The 17,846-nt window shown below is 73.1% G+C and carries 12 protein-coding genes and 1 pseudogene; 7 read left to right on the top strand and 6 right to left on the bottom strand.

What is annotated here, in order from left to right:
• The 7 genes and pseudogenes from Q0A33_RS09255 to Q0A33_RS09285 form a co-directional block, all read left to right on the top strand.
• Nucleotides 1-195 (top strand): annotated as a pseudogene (locus tag Q0A33_RS09255) (hypothetical protein); the annotation flags it as partial.
• Nucleotides 196-247: 52 nt separating this feature from the next.
• A complete protein-coding gene (locus tag Q0A33_RS09260) occupies nucleotides 248-2,581 on the top strand; it encodes a hypothetical protein (protein ID WP_291795363.1) in 2,334 nt (777 codons plus the stop codon).
• 262 nt (nucleotides 2,582-2,843) lie between these two features.
• Nucleotides 2,844-6,509, top strand: coding sequence for a hypothetical protein (locus tag Q0A33_RS09265; protein ID WP_291795365.1), 3,666 nt, complete (start codon nucleotides 2,844-2,846; stop codon nucleotides 6,507-6,509).
• A complete protein-coding gene (locus Q0A33_RS09270; protein ID WP_291795368.1) occupies nucleotides 6,506-7,558 on the top strand; it encodes a hypothetical protein in 1,053 nt (350 codons plus the stop codon). The genes Q0A33_RS09265 and Q0A33_RS09270 overlap by 4 nt, the downstream gene beginning before the upstream one ends.
• 11 nt (nucleotides 7,559-7,569) lie before the next feature.
• Complete coding sequence (locus Q0A33_RS09275) at nucleotides 7,570-8,766, top strand: hypothetical protein (protein WP_291795370.1); 1,197 nt, start codon at nucleotides 7,570-7,572, stop codon at nucleotides 8,764-8,766.
• A 31-nt stretch (nucleotides 8,767-8,797) separates the two neighbouring features.
• Entirely contained in the window at nucleotides 8,798-10,075 is a 1,278-nt protein-coding gene (locus tag Q0A33_RS09280) for a hypothetical protein (RefSeq protein ID WP_291795372.1), read from the top strand.
• 392 nt (nucleotides 10,076-10,467) lie between these two features.
• Complete coding sequence (locus Q0A33_RS09285; RefSeq protein ID WP_291795374.1) at nucleotides 10,468-11,847, top strand: MFS transporter; 1,380 nt, start codon at nucleotides 10,468-10,470, stop codon at nucleotides 11,845-11,847.
• Between the two features lie 135 nt (nucleotides 11,848-11,982).
• Here the strand turns inward: Q0A33_RS09285 and Q0A33_RS09290 are convergent, their stop codons facing one another.
• From Q0A33_RS09290 to Q0A33_RS09310, 6 genes are all read right to left on the bottom strand, one after another.
• Nucleotides 11,983-12,375, bottom strand: coding sequence for a Fur family transcriptional regulator (locus Q0A33_RS09290; protein WP_291795376.1), 393 nt, complete (start codon nucleotides 12,373-12,375; stop codon nucleotides 11,983-11,985).
• 195 nt (nucleotides 12,376-12,570) lie between these two features.
• Complete coding sequence (locus Q0A33_RS09295; protein WP_291795382.1) at nucleotides 12,571-13,530, bottom strand: D-glycerate dehydrogenase; 960 nt, start codon at nucleotides 13,528-13,530, stop codon at nucleotides 12,571-12,573.
• The gene (locus Q0A33_RS09300) at nucleotides 13,527-14,726 is read right to left on the bottom strand and encodes an aminotransferase class I/II-fold pyridoxal phosphate-dependent enzyme (RefSeq protein ID WP_291795378.1); all 1,200 of its coding nucleotides are present in this window, start codon (nucleotides 14,724-14,726) and stop codon (nucleotides 13,527-13,529) included. The genes Q0A33_RS09295 and Q0A33_RS09300 overlap by 4 nt, the downstream gene beginning before the upstream one ends.
• Before the next feature lie 158 nt (nucleotides 14,727-14,884).
• Nucleotides 14,885-15,424, bottom strand: coding sequence for an ABC transporter permease subunit (locus tag Q0A33_RS16580; protein WP_363316558.1), 540 nt, complete (start codon nucleotides 15,422-15,424; stop codon nucleotides 14,885-14,887).
• A 27-nt stretch (nucleotides 15,425-15,451) separates the two neighbouring features.
• A complete protein-coding gene (locus Q0A33_RS09305) occupies nucleotides 15,452-16,678 on the bottom strand; it encodes an ABC transporter permease subunit (RefSeq protein WP_363316556.1) in 1,227 nt (408 codons plus the stop codon).
• A gap of 3 nt (nucleotides 16,679-16,681) precedes the next feature.
• A partial coding sequence (locus Q0A33_RS09310) for an ABC transporter substrate-binding protein (protein WP_291795380.1) occupies nucleotides 16,682-17,846 on the bottom strand: 1,165 nt, incomplete at its 5' end.

A 17,846-nucleotide genomic window follows, 5' to 3' on the forward strand; every position in this document is an offset into this window, starting at 1 on the left:
CATCCGGGTGCGCAGGGCCGGGAGCAGCCGGGGCAGGGTGCGCAGGGCCGGGAGGGCTCCGGACCGCAGCAGGCCTCTGCCCCCTCGCGTTCTGCCCCGCAGCCTCCGCAGGTGCCGCACCCGCAGGGACCCGGCGGTGCGGCCTCCGGCGGCGAGCCGCCGCTGCAGAACCCTTTCGGCGGCCAGGCGTTCTGAGGGGCGGGACCGCTGACATGGCGCGACGAGACGTGAGAACAGGGAACGGACGATGAGAGACGAGAACTCCGGAGACGCACAGGGCCCGGGCCGCGACGGAACCGGACCGGTGATCCCGCCGCCGCGGACGCAGCAGCGCCCGGCCCCTCCCGTCGTCGCCGAGCCCGCGCCCCCTGCCCAGCCGCCTCGGGCTCCGGGACCGCAGACCCCGGAGCCGCAGACCCAGGGACCGCAGACGTCCGGGCCGCGCATCCCCGCTCCGCGCACGGATGCGGAGCCGCCGCCCTCGTCCTCGGGTCCTCGCCCCTCGTCGGCGCCCCGGTCCGGCTTCGCCACCACCAACCCCGCGAACCCGGATCCGGTGCTCGCGGGCGGCTTCCCGGATGCCTCGGCACCGGGGGCCTCCCCGGACACGTCTGCGCCGAGCATCCCGGCCCCGCGGCATCCGTCTGCGGGGGCAGGCCCGTCCGCGGGCCCCGCTCCGGATGCCTCGGCACCCGGCACCGCCTCGGCACCCGCGGCGCCCTCTCCGGCCGGAGCCGGATCCGGCGGGAACGGCCGGAGCACGCTCTTCCCCGGCACGGACCTCACGCAGCTGCGGTTCGCCGGCTACAACTTCGGGCCGCAGGGGGAACCGGCACAGCTGAGCATCGCGGCCACCGGGGACGGCTCGCTCCTGCTGCGCTGGGAGCCGGTGGAGCACGCAGCCGTCTACCGCGTCGTCGCCTCCGACGAACAGCCCGCACCCTCCCCGGACATCGCCGACGTCGTCGCGGTCACGGAGGAGTCCTCCGCCGTGGACGCCTCCGTCCCGCGCACCGCCATGCGTCACTTCCAGGTATGGCGCTACGACGGGGCCAGCGTGCCGGAGGTGACCTCCGTCCAGCCGGTGCTCCACGCGCAGGGCCGGATCACGCTGGGAGTGCGCAATGCCCACGTGGGTGTGGACGTCGCCCAGGTGGTGGGCAAGTGGAACGTGCTTCCGGGCATCCGGCGGGTGCACATCTACCGGGCCCGTCCCGCGGAGGCCGCTCACGCCCTGGGCGACCCGCGCTTCGCCGTCGCCGCCTCCAGCCCCTCTCTGCAGGGATTCCAGGACGCCGGCACGGAGCCGGGGGAGCGCTACGTCTACCAGATCGTCGCGGAGGACACGGACGGGCGGACCTCGGACCCGCACACCGTGGTGCTGCAGATCCCCGTCGTGCTCAGCCCGGTCACCGATCTCCGGTTCGTGCTCACGCCGGGCGAGACCCCCACCTTCGACCTGGAGTGGACGCCGCCGCGCTACGGCAGGGTGGAGATCTTCCGCAGCTCCCGGCCTCCGGCCTCGGGCCTGGGGGAGGAGGCCATGTCCGCCGGCCGCCTGGGCCCGGGCTCCGGGCTGGAGGCCGAGGACATGCTCCCGTACCCCGTGGAGGAGCTCGAGGACGGCCGCCGGTCCATGCGCGAGGTGCCGTGGCCGCACGACTGGACCCGCGCCTACTTCACCCCCGTGGTCTACGACGGCGACAGCGTCTTCGTGGGCACGACGGTGCACGGGCAGAGCGTGAGCCCGGTGCGGGAGGCCCGGCTGGCGGAGCGCGTGGGCCGCAAGATCGTGAGCTTCGCCTGGCCCCGAGGCGCGGACGTGGTCCGCCTGCACCGGACGAACCTGGGCGGCACGGCGGAGTCCGCACTCCAGAGCCCGCCGGTCCAGGAGATCGACGAATCCGTCTACCGCGAGCGCGGCGGCATGCCCATCGAGGGGCACGAGGAGCGTGCGGGGGCCACCTTCTACCTGGTGTCCGGTCTGTTCAGCGGGGGCGAGCTCATCACCTCGGCGCCGGTGCGGCTCGACTGCCCGCCGCTCACCCAGCTGCGCTACGAGATCGACTGGGACCTGGAGGGCGGCACGCCCTGCGGCCGCGTCCGGGTCCTGGCGGTGCAGGAGGACCTCCACACGCAGGTCGCGTTCGTGCTCGTCCACAACGAGGGCCGGATGCCGCTGCACAAGGAGGACGGCCATCGCGTGGCGCTCTTCGTCCCCCTGCCGCAGGGCTGGCAGTCGCTGCCGCGCTTCCAGCCCGGCGTGGTCGTAGGGGCGCAGAGGTGGCAGGAGGCACCCGTCGTCACCTTCGCCGCAGGCGTGGAGGGCTATCCGCAGCAGGGCTTCGTGCGGCTGTTCGCGGATCTCGATCCGGAGGCCATGCGGGGCGTCGCCCTCCTGGATCCGGACGTGAGGGTCATGCGCGTGGATCTGGCGCTGTCCCACCTCGCAGCACGGCTCCAGCAGGCGCAGGCCGCCGCGGAACAGGCCGCCGCGCAGGCGGGCCCGCAGGGCAGCCAGCGGGCCGCACCCGAGGCGGGCTCGGGCCAGAGGCGCAGGTGGGGGTTCCGGCGTGGCTGACTCGATCCGGACCTTCCGCCCCGGCGACAGGCGGCCCGGCCCGGCAGGGCAGGACGAGCAGCCGGGCGGGCCCGAGCAGCCGGCGCGTCCCGCTGTGACGCCGCCGGGTGCCCCCGCGCCCCCGGCCTCCCCGCCTCCTGCAGCCGTCACGCCGGTGCCGCCCGTCACGCCGGCACCGCCGGTCGCGCCCGTGTCCCCCGCGGCGCCCGGATCTTCCGCAGCTCCGGTCCCACCGGTTCCCTCCGCGGTCCCGGCACCGGCTGTGCCTCCGGGGCCTCCCGCCGCCTCGCCCGCTTCGCCGGCACCCGCTCCTCCGGCCACCGCAGCCGCCCCGTCCGCGTCAGCTGCCGCCTCGGCCCCGGCCTCCCGGTGGGCGCAGATCACCTATGCCTCCTTCGACCGCGGCGACGGTGTGCCGGGCGGCTGGCAGGTCAAGGACACGCTGGGCGAACCGGACGCGGACGAGCTGCGCCTGCTGCGGCGCAGCGTGGTGAGCCGCTTCTCCTTCCACGGCAGCCTGCCGGCCTTCCTCAGCGCGGAGGAGGCGGAGGCGCTGCCGGTGCGCATGCGCTTCAGGCCGCCCGGCCCCGGCAGCCCCGGCGTCCTCACGCACGCGGTGCCCGCGGGGGCCGACTCCACGGGACGGCCCGGCAACGTCTACAGCCACGTGGCTCTGGACCGCGGCCCCTCCGGCGCGGAGCGTCCCATCGACCTCTGGAGGTCCTCCGCGTTCGCCCGGCCCTACGGGGTGGAGGCGATCCTCCGCACCCGGCCGGTCGCGGAGCCCCAGGCGCACCCCGAGGGATTCGGACGGACGGAGACCGTCGCCTCCCTGCTCACCACCCCCGGCTACACGGAGCCGTTCCTCGCCGCCGCGGACGCGCTCACCGAGGCCGTGCGCGGTGGGCGGCGCCTCGTCCTCGTCACCGACAGGCAGGACTGGGCCGCCCTCGTCATCACCGTCCTCACACACCTCACCTCGCCGGCGCTCGCCCGGTGCATCGGCTGGTCCCTCTACGAACGCGCCGACGATCTGGGGTCCAAGGAGCTGCGCGGCGCCCACATCGTCACCGTGCCGGAGGCGGACGCGGGCCGGCTCTCCGAGCGCGAGGACGTCTTCGTGCTGGCCGACGGCGATCTGCCCGTGCGCGGGGAGGACGGCTCCCATCTCGTGCGCCAGGGTCCCGCGATTCCCGGCGGTCCGTTCTCCGCGCTGATGGAAGCCGTGGCGGCGGTTCCGGAGCAGTTGCCCGCACGCCTCCGTGCGCTCGAGGCCCTCGATGCCCGCTTCCCCCTCGCCGCGGACGAGGTCGTGGAACCGGCATGGGCGCTCGCCGTCGTCGTCGACGAGGCCGCTTCCGGGCCCACCGCCGAGGGTGCGACACAGAGTGCGGCTGCACAGGGCGCGGCTGCACAGGGTGCGGCAGCTCAGGGCGCGACTGCACAGGGTGCGGCGGAGGCCGGCGACTCCTCTGGGCATGACGGCACCGGCGCGGGACCGGGTGGCACCGGCACAGGACCGGGCGGTGCGGAAGCCGCGGCGGACGGCGGGGAGCCGCCGCTGCCGCCGGCGGTCCGTGCGGCGGTGGAGGCCGTCATGGGCCGCTCCGCGCCGCGCTCCGCCCGTGCGGACAGAGGCCGGGCGAAGTCGATCGTCTCCGCGCTGACGCCGCGCATGGGCTCCACTGCCGCCGAGGTCTGGGCGCTGCTGGGTGAGCTCGACCCCGCGCGCTCGGCCGTCCAGCACGCGCTCGTCGCTCGCACCGCGCTGCTGCGCACCCTGGACGAAGGCGTACCGGAGGCGGCACCGCCGGCCTCCCGGTTGCACGGTGACCCTTCCCGCGCCGCCGACGACGCCCTCGTACAGGTGGCTGCGGATGCCGTCGAACGGGTGCTCAAGGCCTCCGGAGAGGCGCACGGCGAGGACCGCCGCGCCCTCGCCCTCCACGCGTTCCAGCTGGCCAACCTCCTCGCGGATGCGGGCATCTACGTCTCCTCGGAGGCCAGCCCGCAGCTGGAGGCGCGCCTCGTGGAGATGTTCGAGACCGTCCCGGCGGTGCAGGACGTCTGGCGTCCGGGTGGAGAGCACCTCGTGAGAGAGATCGGTCGCCTCGCTCCCGGGATCCCCGCGCTCGTCATCGCCGGTCTCTGCCAGGGGACGGCCCCCGTCGCCGAGGCCAGCACACCATCTCCCGGCGCCGGCACCGGCGCGCCACCCCTGGTCACGGAGGTCTTCGCGGACCTCCTTCTCGCCCACGGCGCAGCGGACGCTGTGCTGCCGCAGGCCTCTGCCCCGCAGGCCGCTGCTCCACCGGGTGGTGGAGCAGCGCCCTCCTCGTTCTCCGGCTCCGCCGAGGCCGCGGACTCCAGCACCCCGGCCGGCCGTCTCACGGCGCAGCTGCTCGGTCGCCTGCTGATCCACGGTGAGCGGCGTGATCTCCTTCCGCTGTGGGTGCGCCTCGCCGCTGGGCTGAGCCCGGACTCCCGGCAGGCTCCGGAGGACGTGCAGTCGGTTCTCACGGCGCTGCATCCCACGCCGGGTGAACTCGCGGAGATGGAGGACGCGGCTCCGTGCTGGCTGGTGACGGAGCCGCACCTCCTCCTTCCGCTCCTCACACAGCCGTGGGAGCCCGGGCTCGAAAGGCTCTGCGGCGTCCTCGTCCGCACCCGGATCTGGTATTCGCGCGGGCATCGCCTCGCCCTTCTGCTGCAGGCGGCCTACGACGATGCCGGCGCGCAGGACATCGAGCCCAGCGAAGCGCTCCGAGTGCTCATATCGCCGCTCACCCACGACGGGCCGGAGCCGGAGTGGGCGCACGCCCGGGCGCTGTCCTCGGACCTCTTCGCGGCGCTTCTGCGGACCGTGCTCCTCCGTGCCGATGCCCTGCGGGAGGCCGCGGAGCGCGACACAGGCGTGCCGGCCGCCGAGGCGCACGTGTGGCCGGGATTCGCCTTCGGCGAAGCCGCACTGCCCGGAGCTGTGCAGCCCGGGACCGCGCAGCCCGGAGCCGCACTGCCCGGGACCGCACTGCCTGGGACCGCGAAGCCCAGAACCGCACCGCCCGGAGAAGGCATGGACGCGGCGGTCTTCGCCCGGCGGCTGCGCTCCCTGGTGCCCGAGGCCGTGGATGCCGCCGCTGTCGCGGGTCGTCTGGGAGTGCGCCCGTCCCAGCGGTCCGGGACCGCTCCCGCGCCCACCGGGCCGGCACACAGCGAGCCTCTGCCGGGTGTAGCCCCTCTCTCAGCCCCCGCGCACTCGGAGCAGCGGCACCCGGCAGTCGGGCCTCCCGTGCCGGAGGCCTCCCCGCCCGCGCCCGCACCCGGGCACGCGCGGTGGGCGCCCGGCGGCCTCGGCAGCGGACCCGCTCCGCAGCCGTACCGGTGGCGCCCGGATCCCCACAGCACCCTCGTGGGGCTGGCCGAGCTCGCCCTCGCGGAGCGGCTGCAGCAGCGCGGTTTCGCCCTCCTCCTGCCCGCCGAGGCGGAGCTCCTGGCGCTCGCCGCGGACGCCCCGAAGGCGGAGGCACAGCCTGCGGAGGCACACACCGAAGCCGGGGGTCGCAGGGCGCGCGGAGGCCGCCGCGGACGCCCCGCGCAGGGCGCCTCCCTCTTCCAGGAGGTCCTGCTGGTGGGACTGCAGAGCACGGAGAGGGAGCTGCGTGACATCCTGGCCGAGGCCGGCGAACGGCTGGAGGCGGAGGCAGCGGACAGGGTCGCCCAGGCCGCCGCGCACAGCGCCGGACGCGGCGCCTCCAGGGTCCCGCGGCCGCGAGACATGGACGCGGCGATCGACGAGCTCGCCCTGGGGCTGGGCGCACAGCTGGGAGGCGAGGACATGGCGCGGAGCACAGGCCGCAGCGGCCATGATGCGGGAGGCGGGCGTTCGCTCTTCTCCCGGTTCGGCAGGAAGGACGAGGAGACGCGATGACGGTCTTCATGCTCAATCGCGGGGCGGAGATCCGCATCCCGCGCACCCGCCTCACCCTCACCGCGCATCTGCCGGTGCCTCATGCCCGCGTGTGGGCCGCGGGCGCGGACGGCTCTGAGGTGGAGCACATCGCCCCGGCCCCGGGCATCCTCGTGGTGCCGCAGCCGCCGGAGAACCTGACGTTCGGGGTGACGACGGACGGACGGGAGTTCCCCGCCGGATCCGTCGTGCACCTCAAGCTCAAGGCGGAGGGCGGGCCGGGCGGAGAGACCGATGAGATCCGGCTCTCGGAGGGCACGGACCTCTCCGGAGTCTCGGGGGCCCTGCTCCTCACGCTGCGGGCGGAGGGCGATTCGCTGCTCGTGAGACTCGCGGACCTGCCCGCGGCGCGTCCGGACCTGCCCCCGCTCGCCGAGGCCGCGCGGGTGGAGACCCGGCGCCGGCTGGGTGGCCTCGACGCGGGTGCCGCGGCGCGGACGGTGCTCCTCGCGGTCGACGCCTCGGCCTCGACGCGGGCGCTCGACGACACCGTGCTCCGGGGCGCGCTGGAGATCCTCTCCGGGTTCGCCAGCGTGGTCGCCGCCGGCCACTCCGTCCTCGCCGCCCTGCTGGACGCGGCACCGGAGCACGTGCGCTGCGAGGACGTCTCCGCGCTGCCGGAGGCCGTGCTGCGGGCGAGGGTGGACAGACCGCTGCGCTCCGTCTTCGCCGCTTCCTCCGCACAGCTCGTCCGGAGCCTGCCTGCCGGGACCGCGATCCTCTTCGTCACGGACGCGCTGCCCGCGGACTTCGAGCTGCTGGCGCCGCTCACCCGGGAGGACGGGGTGCTCCGCCACCTGGTGGTGCTCGGCAGCCGTGAGGACTGGGCGGTCGAGTCCGCCGGAGTCACGCTGCCCGGCGGCGCCACCGTCATCGACGTCGCGGAGCTGAGCGAGCTGCCGGAGCCGCAGCACAGCGGCCGGCTGGGCGAGATCGCGGACTCCCTGCTCAGGGGGCTCACAGAGCCGGCGCAGTCCCCCGACCGTCCCACGTCCCGCTCGCGGCACTGAGAGGAGAAACCGTGTCCAAATGCCCTCTCTGCTTCTACGAGGTCCCGGTCGACCACTACATGTGGGCGCTGAAGAACACCGGTCTGGAGCCGGTCGTCGACGATGTCGCCTCTCGCTGGCTGGGTGCCGAGGTCGCCTATGAGGCGGTGCTGGACCTGCATCAGTCCAACCCCGACTACCACGGCCCCTGGCCTCCCGACGGGCGCGCGCTCGCCGCGGAGTTCGCGGAGCCGGGCACCGAGGTGGAGGGCGAGATCTGCCCCCACTGCCACAACCCGCTGCCGGAGCACTGGCGGGAGACGATGGTGACGAACGTGGTGATGTGCGGTGCCCGCGCCTCGGGCAAGAGCCTCTACATCGCGACCGCGGTGAAGTCCCTCCACCAGTTCCTCCTGCGCCACGGTGCGAGCGTGCAGATGGCGACGGCCGCCACGGAGCGCGTCTACCGGGAGCACTACGAGAAGCCGCTCTTCCAGGAGATGGGCCTCATGGGAGCCACGGTGGCGGCGAACACCGGTGCCGACGCCTTCCACCTCACCCCGCTCATCTTCAGCCTGGGCGTCGATCCGGTGACGAGACTGCGGCACATGCTCGTGCTGCGCGATGTGGCGGGCGAGGAGCTGGAGAACCCGCCGGCCGAGGACACCCACCTGGACTTCATGGTCCGCGCGGACACCGTGATCTTCATGTTCGACCCGCTCTCCGTGGACGCGATCCGGCGCCGCCTGCAGGATCTCGTGCCGCTGGACGCGCGGTCCTCCGGCAGCGCGACGACGGTGCTGGACAACCTGCAGCGGCGGATCGGGGTCTCCGCGCGGCCGCCGCGGGTGGCCGTGGCGCTGTCCAAGTTCGACGTCATGCAGAAGCTCGCGGACATCAACGACGCGGAGTGGAGCCGGATCATGTCGAATCCGGGCGCGGCGATGATGCGCGAGCCGTCCTACGTGCAGTCCTTCGACCTCGACGAGTCCTTCCGCGTCCACGAGGAGATCCGCAGCCTGCTGCTGTTCATGCAGGCGGCCGAGGTCGTCAACAAGATGGAGCGGCCCCACCTGGGCAGCCCCATGCCGCACCAGTACTTCGCGGTGTCTGCCCTGGGCGACTCGCCGCAGGGCGAGAAGGTCTCCAGCCACGGCATCGCACCCTTCCGGGTGCTGGATCCGCTGCTGTGGGCCATCGACCAGCAGCGGCAGGGGCATCTGCGATGAGCGCGGCGACACAGGGTGAGGAGACTCGGTTATGAGCATTCCGATGGTTTTGCTGCAGGAGGCGCTGGGGCAGTTCGTCCTCGCGTTCCTGCTGGTGCACGTGGTGACGCACGTCCTGCTGGGCGCGCAGCTCGCCCGCATCGCAGGGATGCGCTGGTGGGCGGGTTCGCTCATCGCCGTCGTGGTCCCCGGGATCGGGGCGCTCATCGTCGCGGTCATGGCCGCGCTCGCCTCGTTCGGCAGGCTCGGCGAGGAGCTGCGCGTCCGCACGCCGCAGGAGGCGTTCGCCGGCCGCGATGAGCGGGCCCGGAGCGCCGCCGGCGCGCTGTTCGCGCTCCTCCCTCCGGTGCTCGCGCTCGCCGGAGCGGGCATCGCGCTGGCTCTGGCATGGGTGCGGCTGAGGGGCGGCTCCGCCTCCGCGGGGGTGCTCTCCGCCTGGGACCTCGGGCTGGACGCGCCGCTCGTCGGCTGGATGGCGCTGGCCGTGCTCGCGGTGCTCTTCGCCCTGTTCGGCTCGCCCCGCTGGGCCAACGCCGCGAGCATCTGCGCGGGCGGCGGTCTGCTGGGGCTGGCCGTCGGCTCTCTCGTGGTGGTCCGGGTGGTGCGTCGTGTGGGCGAGCGGTCGGAGAGCCTCGGAGCCGCGCTCTCCCAGGGAGACCTGGCGGAGCGGGTGGGGGAGATCGAGCGGCTGCGGCAGCTGGACCTCGCCCAGTACACCGGTGCCGAGGCAGGCCCGGCGGTGTGGGTGGTGCTCGTGACCGCGATCGCGGTCCTGGCGGTCGGTGCGGTGTTCACCTTCCTCGTCCCGGCGCTCGAGAAGCGCGAGGGCGTGCCGGGCGGCGCGGCGGGTGCCGGTGGCAGCAGCGCAGGCGGTGCGGACGGCGGTGCGGGGCACGCGGCACAGCAGGCCGGGATTCCCGGCGGTGCAGTTCTGCCCGGCGGAGCCGGTACCGGTGCTGCGACCGGTGCGGGGCCGGGCTACGGTTCCGGCTCGGGGTATGGCTCCGGGCCCGGTTACGGTCCGGCCCACGGCTCTGCTCCGGTCAGTGGCTCGGGGCCGGGCTACGGCTCGGGCCCCGGTTACGGCTCCGCACCGGGTCAGGGTGCCGGCGCGGGCAGTGCGCCCGGGCAGACGGGCTCACCCTCACCAGGTGGGTTCCCCGCCCCCGGTGGCTTCCCCGCCCCCGGCGGTGCGGGCGGGCACAGCGGCCAGCCGGGCACCGCGGCCGCGCCGCCGTTCGGTGCGGGCCAGCCCGGCTACGGCGGGTACCCGCCGGCGGGTCAGGGCAGCCAGCCGCAGCATTGGTGAGCGCCTCGGGCTCCGGTCCTGGCCGCATCCGCAGCTGACCTCCCCGACCTTTCACACTTTCTGACGCTGTGCGCATGTGTGCGCGCATGAACGCCGTTGGAAGGTGCGAGACGTTGCAGGGGAGGCGCGCGGTGCGTCGGCGGTCCGCTCCGCACAGCGGCTCTGCGCAAACGCAGGAGCCGGAGCGCAGGTTTCTGCGAGTGTGCCTTGAATCACGGGCGGGGACTGTTCAAGATGGGGTTCCGTACACCGGGTGCGTTCGGCGATCAGGACCGGCGCACCTCTTGGATCCGCAGAGGCGGTTCCTGCGACAGCGCGGCCGCAGCGGGGCTCAGAGGAGAGCCGCCGGGCCCGCGCGCGGGACCGGGTCTGCGCCATCGTCTGGAGCGCACATGTCCCACCAGTCCAGCGACGCACGGGAGCAGCGGACCCTGCTGCAGCGTGTCGTCGCGGCCTCCATGGCCGGCACCGTCGTCGAATGGTACGAGTTCTTCCTCTACGCCTCGGCCGCCACCCTGGTCTTCAACCACATCCTCTTCCCGCCGTCCAACAACCCCTTCGATGCGGTGATCGCGGCCTTCGGCACCTATGCGATCGGCTTCATCGCCCGCCCTGTGGGCGGCATCGTGTTCGGCCACTTCGGTGACAAGTACGGGCGGAAGAAGCTCCTGCAGCTCTCGATCGTGCTGGTGGGCGTCTCGACCTTCCTCATGGGCTGCCTGCCCACCTTCGACCAGATCGGCTATGCGGCGCCCGTCATCCTCGTGACGCTGCGCTTCATCCAGGGCTTCGCGGTGGGCGGCGAGTGGGGCGGTGCCGTCCTCCTCGTCGCGGAGCACTCGCCCAACAAGGAGCGCGGCTTCTGGGCGTCCTGGCCGCAGTCCGGTGTGCCGCTGGGCAACCTGCTCGCCACCGCGGTGCTGTTCGTCCTCACCGCCGTGCTCACGCAGGACGCGTTCCTGTCCTGGGGCTGGAGGATCGGCTTCTGGCTCTCCGCGGTCATCGTCATCATCGGCTGGTACATCCGCACGAAGGTCAGCGATGCCCCGATCTTCGAGGAGGCGCAGGCCGAGGTCGTCGAGGAGGACGCGGGCTACGGCGTCATCGAGGTCGTCAAGCGCTATCCGCGCGGCGTGTTCTGCGCGATGGGCCTGCGCCTCGTGGAGAACATCCACTACTACCTCGTGGTCACCTTTACGATCACCTACCTCTCCCTGCAGGTGGGCATCGAGAATCACGAGATCCTGGGGCTGCTGCTGGGTGCGCATGCGATCCACGCGGCGATCGTGCCGCTCATCGGCAAGCTCACGGACGTCGTGGGCCGCAAGCCGCCGTACCTGGTGGGCATCCTGCTCACGGCGACGTGGGGCTTCTTCGCCTTCCCGCTCTACGACACCGGCGAACCGTTCATGATCTTCCTCGGCATCCTCGCCGGCCTGATCTTCCACGGCTTCATGTACGCCGGACAGCCGGCGATCATGGCGGAGATGTTCCCCACCCGCATGCGGTACTCGGGTGTGTCCGTGGGCTATCAGGTGACGGCGATCGTGGCCGGCTCCTTCGCCCCCATCATCGCCACCTGGCTCCTGCGCGAGACCGGCTCGTCCGTGCCCATCGCGATCTACCTCGCGGTCGCTGCCGCGATCTCGCTCGTGGCGCTGGTCTTCACCCGGGAGACCCGCGGGGTGGACCTCATGGAGGTCGACCGGATGGACGCGGAGTCCCGCGTCGCCCGGCGCAAGGGCAAGCTCGACGACCTGCCCACCGCCTGAGTCGCCTGCGGGTGAGGCCTGCGGCAGGGTGCGCCCATGATGGTCGCGTGTCCCGCCAGCGGGTTGCGCAGCCCGGACACGGACACGGCCGCCCACACATGTGTGGGCGGCCGTGGTGATTCACGGTGGGAACCGTCAGCGGCAGTCTGCGCAGAGTCCGAAGACCTCCACCTGGTGGCGGGTGAGGGAGAAGCCGTTCTCCTCCGCGATCCGCGGCAGCCAGCTCTCGAGGGGCGGGGTGATCTCCACGGCGCGCCCGCACCGCTCGCAGATCAGATGGTGGTGGTGCGCGCCGTTCTCGCACGCGCGGAACAGCTGCCCCGTGGGGGTCGTGACGACGTGGGCCTCGCCGTCCTCCGCGAGTGTGTTGAGCTGCCGGTAGACGGTGGCGAGGCCCGCCGTGCGGCCCTGGTCCGTGAGCCGGCGATGCAGCTCCTGTGCGGAGACGAAGCCGTCTGCAGCCTCGAGGGCCTCGCCCACGGCCTTCTTCTGCGCGGTGCGTCTGCGGGCGCGCGGCGGCTCCGACATGCATCCTCCTGAGGCGGAAATGAGAAGGGTTCTCGAACTCATCATCGTATCTCAATGCGTGCATGCATGCGGGTGCAGAGCCCGCGAACGCACGCAGCCGCCCACATATACGTGGGCGGCTGCGTGCGTTCACGGCGGGTGCTCTCAGCCGCGGGCTCCGTCAGCTGCGGAGCCCGCGGCGTCAGCCGGTGGGCTTCACCGGATGGGCGAGGGCGGCTCCTGCCCGCTGAGGACCGCGAGCGCATTGTCCGCGGCGAGCACCGCCATCGCGGTCCGTGTCTCCACGGTGGCCGAACCCAGGTGCGGCACCAGTGTGACGTTCTCGAGCTCCAGCAGACCGGGGTGGACCTCGGGCTCGTGCTCGAAGACGTCGAGGCCGGCGCCGGCGATGGTGCCTGCGCGCAGTGCGGAGGCCAGTGCCGCCTCGTCGACGACCGGACCTCGGGCGGTGTTGACGAGATGCGCCGAGGGCTTCATCGACTCCAGCTGCTCCGCGCCGATGAGGTGGTGCGTGGCCGGGCCGTAGGGGCAGTGCAGCGACACGACATCGGAGACGGACAGCAGCTCGTCGAGCTCGACCCGCCGGGCGCCCAGCTCCGCGGCGACCGCCGGGTCGAGCTCGCTGCGCGACTGGTAGACGATCTCCATCCCGAAGGCCTTCGCCCGCCGTGCAGTGGCCTGTCCGATGCCGCCCATGCCCACGATGCCGAGGGTCTTGCCCTGCAGGCTGCTGCCGAGCAGGAAGAACATGCCCCACTTCCACGGCCGGCCGGAGCGGATCGTCCGCTCGCCCTCGCCCAGCCGGCGCGTGGACATGAGGATGAGGCTGAGCGCGATGTCCGCCGTGGCGTCCGTGAGCACGCCGGGAGTGTTGGTCGCGGTCACTGAACGCTGGGCGCAGGCCGCTACATCGATGTTGTCGTAGCCGACGGCCACGTTCGCCACCACTCTGAGCTGCGATCCTGCCGCGTCGAGCAGTTCGGCGTCGATCTTCTCGGTGAGCAGGGACACGACGGCGTCGGCACCGGCGACGCGGCGCAGGAGCTCCGCGCGGGGGATGGAGTCCGGCTCCTGCCAGTCGTCGACCTCGTGCTCGGCGCGGAGCGCTGCGAGTGCTGCCTCGGGAATCCGTCCCGTGACGACGACCCGGCTCACGCCGTCTCGATCCACTGCCGCAGGCTGCTGAGGCCCTCGCTGATGTCCTCGACGTCGATGCCCGAGTAGGCGAGCCGGATGTACTGGCGGTCCTCGCCGGGCTGGCGCCTGCCGAAGTGCTCGCGCGTGCAGAACGAGACGCCGGTCTCGTACAGGGCTGCCGAGGCGAAGTCGCCCACGGCTGAGTAGCCCAGGCGTTCCATCGCCTCCGTGACGTCGGGGAACAGGTAGAAGGTCGACTGCGGCACTGCGACGTCCATGCCGGGGATGCCGTTCAGCAGTTCGCAGGCGGCGTCGCGGCGCTCGCGCAGGACGTCGAGCATCTGCGCCACGGGCTCCTGGGTGCCGCGCAGCGCCTCCACGCCCGCCCACTGCACGTAGTGCGTGGTGCAGGACTCGTCATTGGTGTTGAGGGTGCTGAACACCTCCGCGACCTCGCGCGGTGCGACCGCGCAGCCCAGGCGGGAGCCGGTCATGGCGAACTTCTTGCTGAAGGTGTAGAGGATGACCGTGCGCTCCGCCATTCCGGGCAGCGCGGCGATCGAGCTCGAGACGCCCTCGTAGCGGGTCTCGAAGTAGGCCTCGTCGGAGAGGACCCAGAGGTCGTGCTCCTGGGCGAGCTGGGCGATGGCCTCGCGCTCTGCGGCCGTCGATTCGGCGGAGATGGGATTCTGCAGGTCGTTGTAGATGATGGCTGCCGTGTTCGGGGTGATGGCGGCCCGCACCTGGTCGAGGTCGATGGCGAAGCCGTCCTCCGTGGGGAGGTAGCGGTAGGGCACCGCCGTGCCGCCCAGGTACTCGATCTGCGATTCGTAGATGGGGAACCCGGGATTCGGGTAGAGGACCTCCTGCCCGGGATCCATGACCGTCTGCAGGAACTTCGTGATGACGGGCTTGCCGCCGGTCATGACGACGACGTTGTCCGGGGTGAGCTCCATGCCGCGGCGGGTGCCGATGTCCTCGGCGAGGGCCTCGCGCAGCTGCGGGATGCCGGGTCCGGGGCAGTAGCCGGTGTAGCCGTCGGCGATCGCCCTGTTCATCGCCTCGATGATGTTGGGTGCGGTCGGGATGTTGATGTCGCCGAGGTGGAAGGGGTAGACGCGGTTCCCCTTCGCCTTCCAGGCGGCCGCGGCCTGGGCCACGCTGAAGGCGGTCTCCGTGCCCAGGTTGTCGAGCCGGCGTGCGAGCTGCTGCATGATGCCCCACTTCTCATCGGGTTCTGTCTGTGCGGTGCGGGGCCCAGCCTAGTGTGAAGCTGATATATCACGCTAGCCCTCTCCTGGCCCCACTCCATCCCCTGCGTGCACTGCTCCGTGGCGCCGCCGGTGCGGGCCTCACCCCGGCAGCGCAGTCCTCACACCGGCAGCGCGGCATCCTCTGCGGCCGCGGCGGTGTCGAGCCTCCCTCCGCGGGCACGTGCAGAGCGGTTCCGGCGCCGCCTGCGCAGGCCCGCCATCGCGACGGCGAACACGGAAGTGAGGATGAGTGCGGTGGCCGGCGCCACCGTGGTCCACGGACCGCGCTCCACGTAGTCGATGCCCTCGGAGAGCAGCAGTCCCCATTCCGGCAGCGGCGGCTGTGCGCCCAGGCCCAGGAAGCCCAGGGCCGCGAGCGCCAGCGCCACACCGGGCAGCCGCAGCATCCCGTGGCGCAGCAGGGCGGGCAGTGTGGACGGGAGGATGTGGCGCACCCAGATCTCGAACGGGGAGACGCCGGCCAGCGGCAGCCATCTGATGTGCGGCATCGCCCTGGCCTCGTCGATGAGCGCGGCCGCGTGTGTGGTGAGCGGCGGCCACGTCACCCACAGCACCGCGAGCGCGGCGCCGCCCACGGACGGACCCATGAGCGCGGCGATGATGACGCCGGCGAGGATGGGCGGGGTTGCATTATTTATTTTTTATGTTACGGGGTCCACCGAGATCTACACCGCCAGCAGCAGGCCGATGACGATGGCCAGGCCGACGATCGCGAACGAGGGCGTGAGCGTGCCGATGGTGCCGTGCGCCACCCGGGCGAGCAGATCCCGCCCGCTCGCGTCCGCGCCGAAGGGCAGCTCCATGCTCGGCGCGGCGAGGCGCTCGTGCACGATGGCGTACGGATCCCGCGGCAGGCCGGTGACGAGGATGAGCAGGAGGCCGCCCAGTGCGAGCCCCGCCGTCCAGCGGGCGGCGCGGCCGTCGCCGCGGGCCTCGGGCGGAGGCGGCAGCGCCCCGGGCGGCAGGGGCCCTCCGCGCAGGAGCCTGCGCGCCACGCTCGTGAGCACGCCCACGAGCGTCGCCGCGGCGGCCATGAGCAGGACCCCTGCCTGGAGGGCCGGGAGATCCTGCGAGTTCGCCGCGCCCAGCAGATAGCGGCCGAGGCCGGGGATCGCGAAGACCTGCTCCACCGCGACAGCTCCGCCCAGCAGGCCGATGAACACGAGTCCCAGCTGGTCGATGACCGCGGCCGCTGCCCGGCGGAGCACGCCGCCCAGGATCACGGCGCCGCGCGCGCCGGCGAGCCGCCAGACATTCACCCAGCGCTCCTCCGCGACCCCGCCCACGGCGTCCGTGAGCAGACGGCCCAGCAGTCCGCCGGCCGGCACGCCCAGGGACAGCGCGGGCAGGATGACGGTGGAGAAGCCGGACCAGCCGTAGGGCGGCAGCCACTGCAGCTGCACCGCCACCACCACGAGGAGTGCGCTCGCGAGCAGGAACTCCGGCAGCGAGGTGAGCGCCACGCCGACGGGACCGGAACCGCGCTGCGGCTTGTCGCGCAGGATGCGCAGCGCCGCGGGCGTCACGAGGGCGGCGGCGATGACGAGCGCCACGACGATCGCGCACATCGTCAGCGTCGCGGAGACGCCCAGGGCGTTCCACACGCCGGGGCCGATGGGCGCACGGCTGATCCACGACTCACCCAGGTCCCCGCGGAGCAGCCCGCCCCACCAGCGCAGGGCGGTGGGCAGCGGGCCGCCCTCGAGGCCGAGCTCGGCGCGGACCGAGGCCAGCGCCTCGGGCGTGGGCTCCAGCTCGGCATAGCGGGCCCGGAGCACCGAGGCGGCGGGATCGCGCAGCGAGAGCCACGGCAGCGCACCGGCGATGAGCAGCAGGGCGACGCCGCTCACGATCCGGGAGAGGGTGCCCAGGAGGGCGCTGTTGCGCAGCACGGGTCAGTCCGCGGCGGTGAGGTGGGTCTCCGCGGTCACGAGGATGCGCTCGCGCGGGTCCCGGGCGGCCCCGGCGAGCGTGGTCTGCTCACCCTGGATGACGCGCTCGTGGAGCATGGGGATGGCCGAATCCGTCGCGAGGATGTGCGCCTCGGCGAGCATGGTGGCCCGCTGCCGCTCCTCGCCCGCGGGAGTGGCGGTCGCGGCGTTGACGGCCCGGTCCACCGGCTCCTCGCACAGCTGGGAGATGTTGAAGCCGCCGTCGCAGGTGAAGTCCGCAGCGTAGTAGGCCACCGGATCTCCGGAGTCCAGGACGGTGGCGCGGGAGAGGATGAACGCGTCGAAGGCGCCGTCGAGGGCATCGGCCTCGATGTACTGGTACTCGCGGACGTCCTGCTGGACCTCGAAGCCCACGGCCTCGAGCTGCTGTTCGAGGAGGGTGGCGACCTCCGGCAGCTCGGCCCGGTCCGTGAAGGCGCCCAGCGTGATCTCCACCCCGTCCACCTGGGCCGGGGCCTCGCGCTCGTCGAGGATCGCCTGGTAGTCCGCGTTCTCGCGCAGTCCCGCCGCCCACGGCACCGCGGGTCCCAGCAGGCCCTCGGCGACGTCTGCGCGGCCCTCGTAGACGGACTCGATGATCGCGGCCCGGTCGATGGCCTCGCGCGCCGCGGCGCGCACCGCAGGGTCCGCGAACGGCCCGGACTCCGAGTTGAGGTAGAGGGTGTTGGTGCGCGGCATCGGCACCTCGTGGATGAGCTCCGCCTCGACCGAGGCGGCCTGGCCCACCGGGATCGCCTCGGCGACATCGGCCTCGCCGGTGCGCAGGGCCGCGGCCCGGGCGGTGCCGTCGGGGACGAACTTCGCGTCGATGCCCGAGGCCTGAGCGGGCTCGCCCCAGTAGTCCTCGTAGCGCTCCAGGGTCACGCCCACGATGCCGTTGACGTCCGTGAGCTCGAAGGGGCCGGTGCCGTATCCCTGGGGGTTGATGACATCGCCGTAGGCGGCCTCGTCGAGGATCGCCAGCTGCGGGCTGGAGAGGCGGTTGGGCAGCAGCGGGTCGGGCTCGTGGGTGGTGAGGGTCACCTCGTTCTCGCCGGTGGCCTCGACCGTCAGGTCCGTGCCGTCGAGGAGGCGGGGGACGGGGGAGGCGTCGATCGCGTGCTGGAGG

The sequence above is a fragment of the Brevibacterium sp. genome (assembly GCF_022712115.1).
In the GTDB taxonomy this organism is placed as follows: domain Bacteria; phylum Actinomycetota; class Actinomycetes; order Actinomycetales; family Brevibacteriaceae; genus Brevibacterium; species Brevibacterium salitolerans.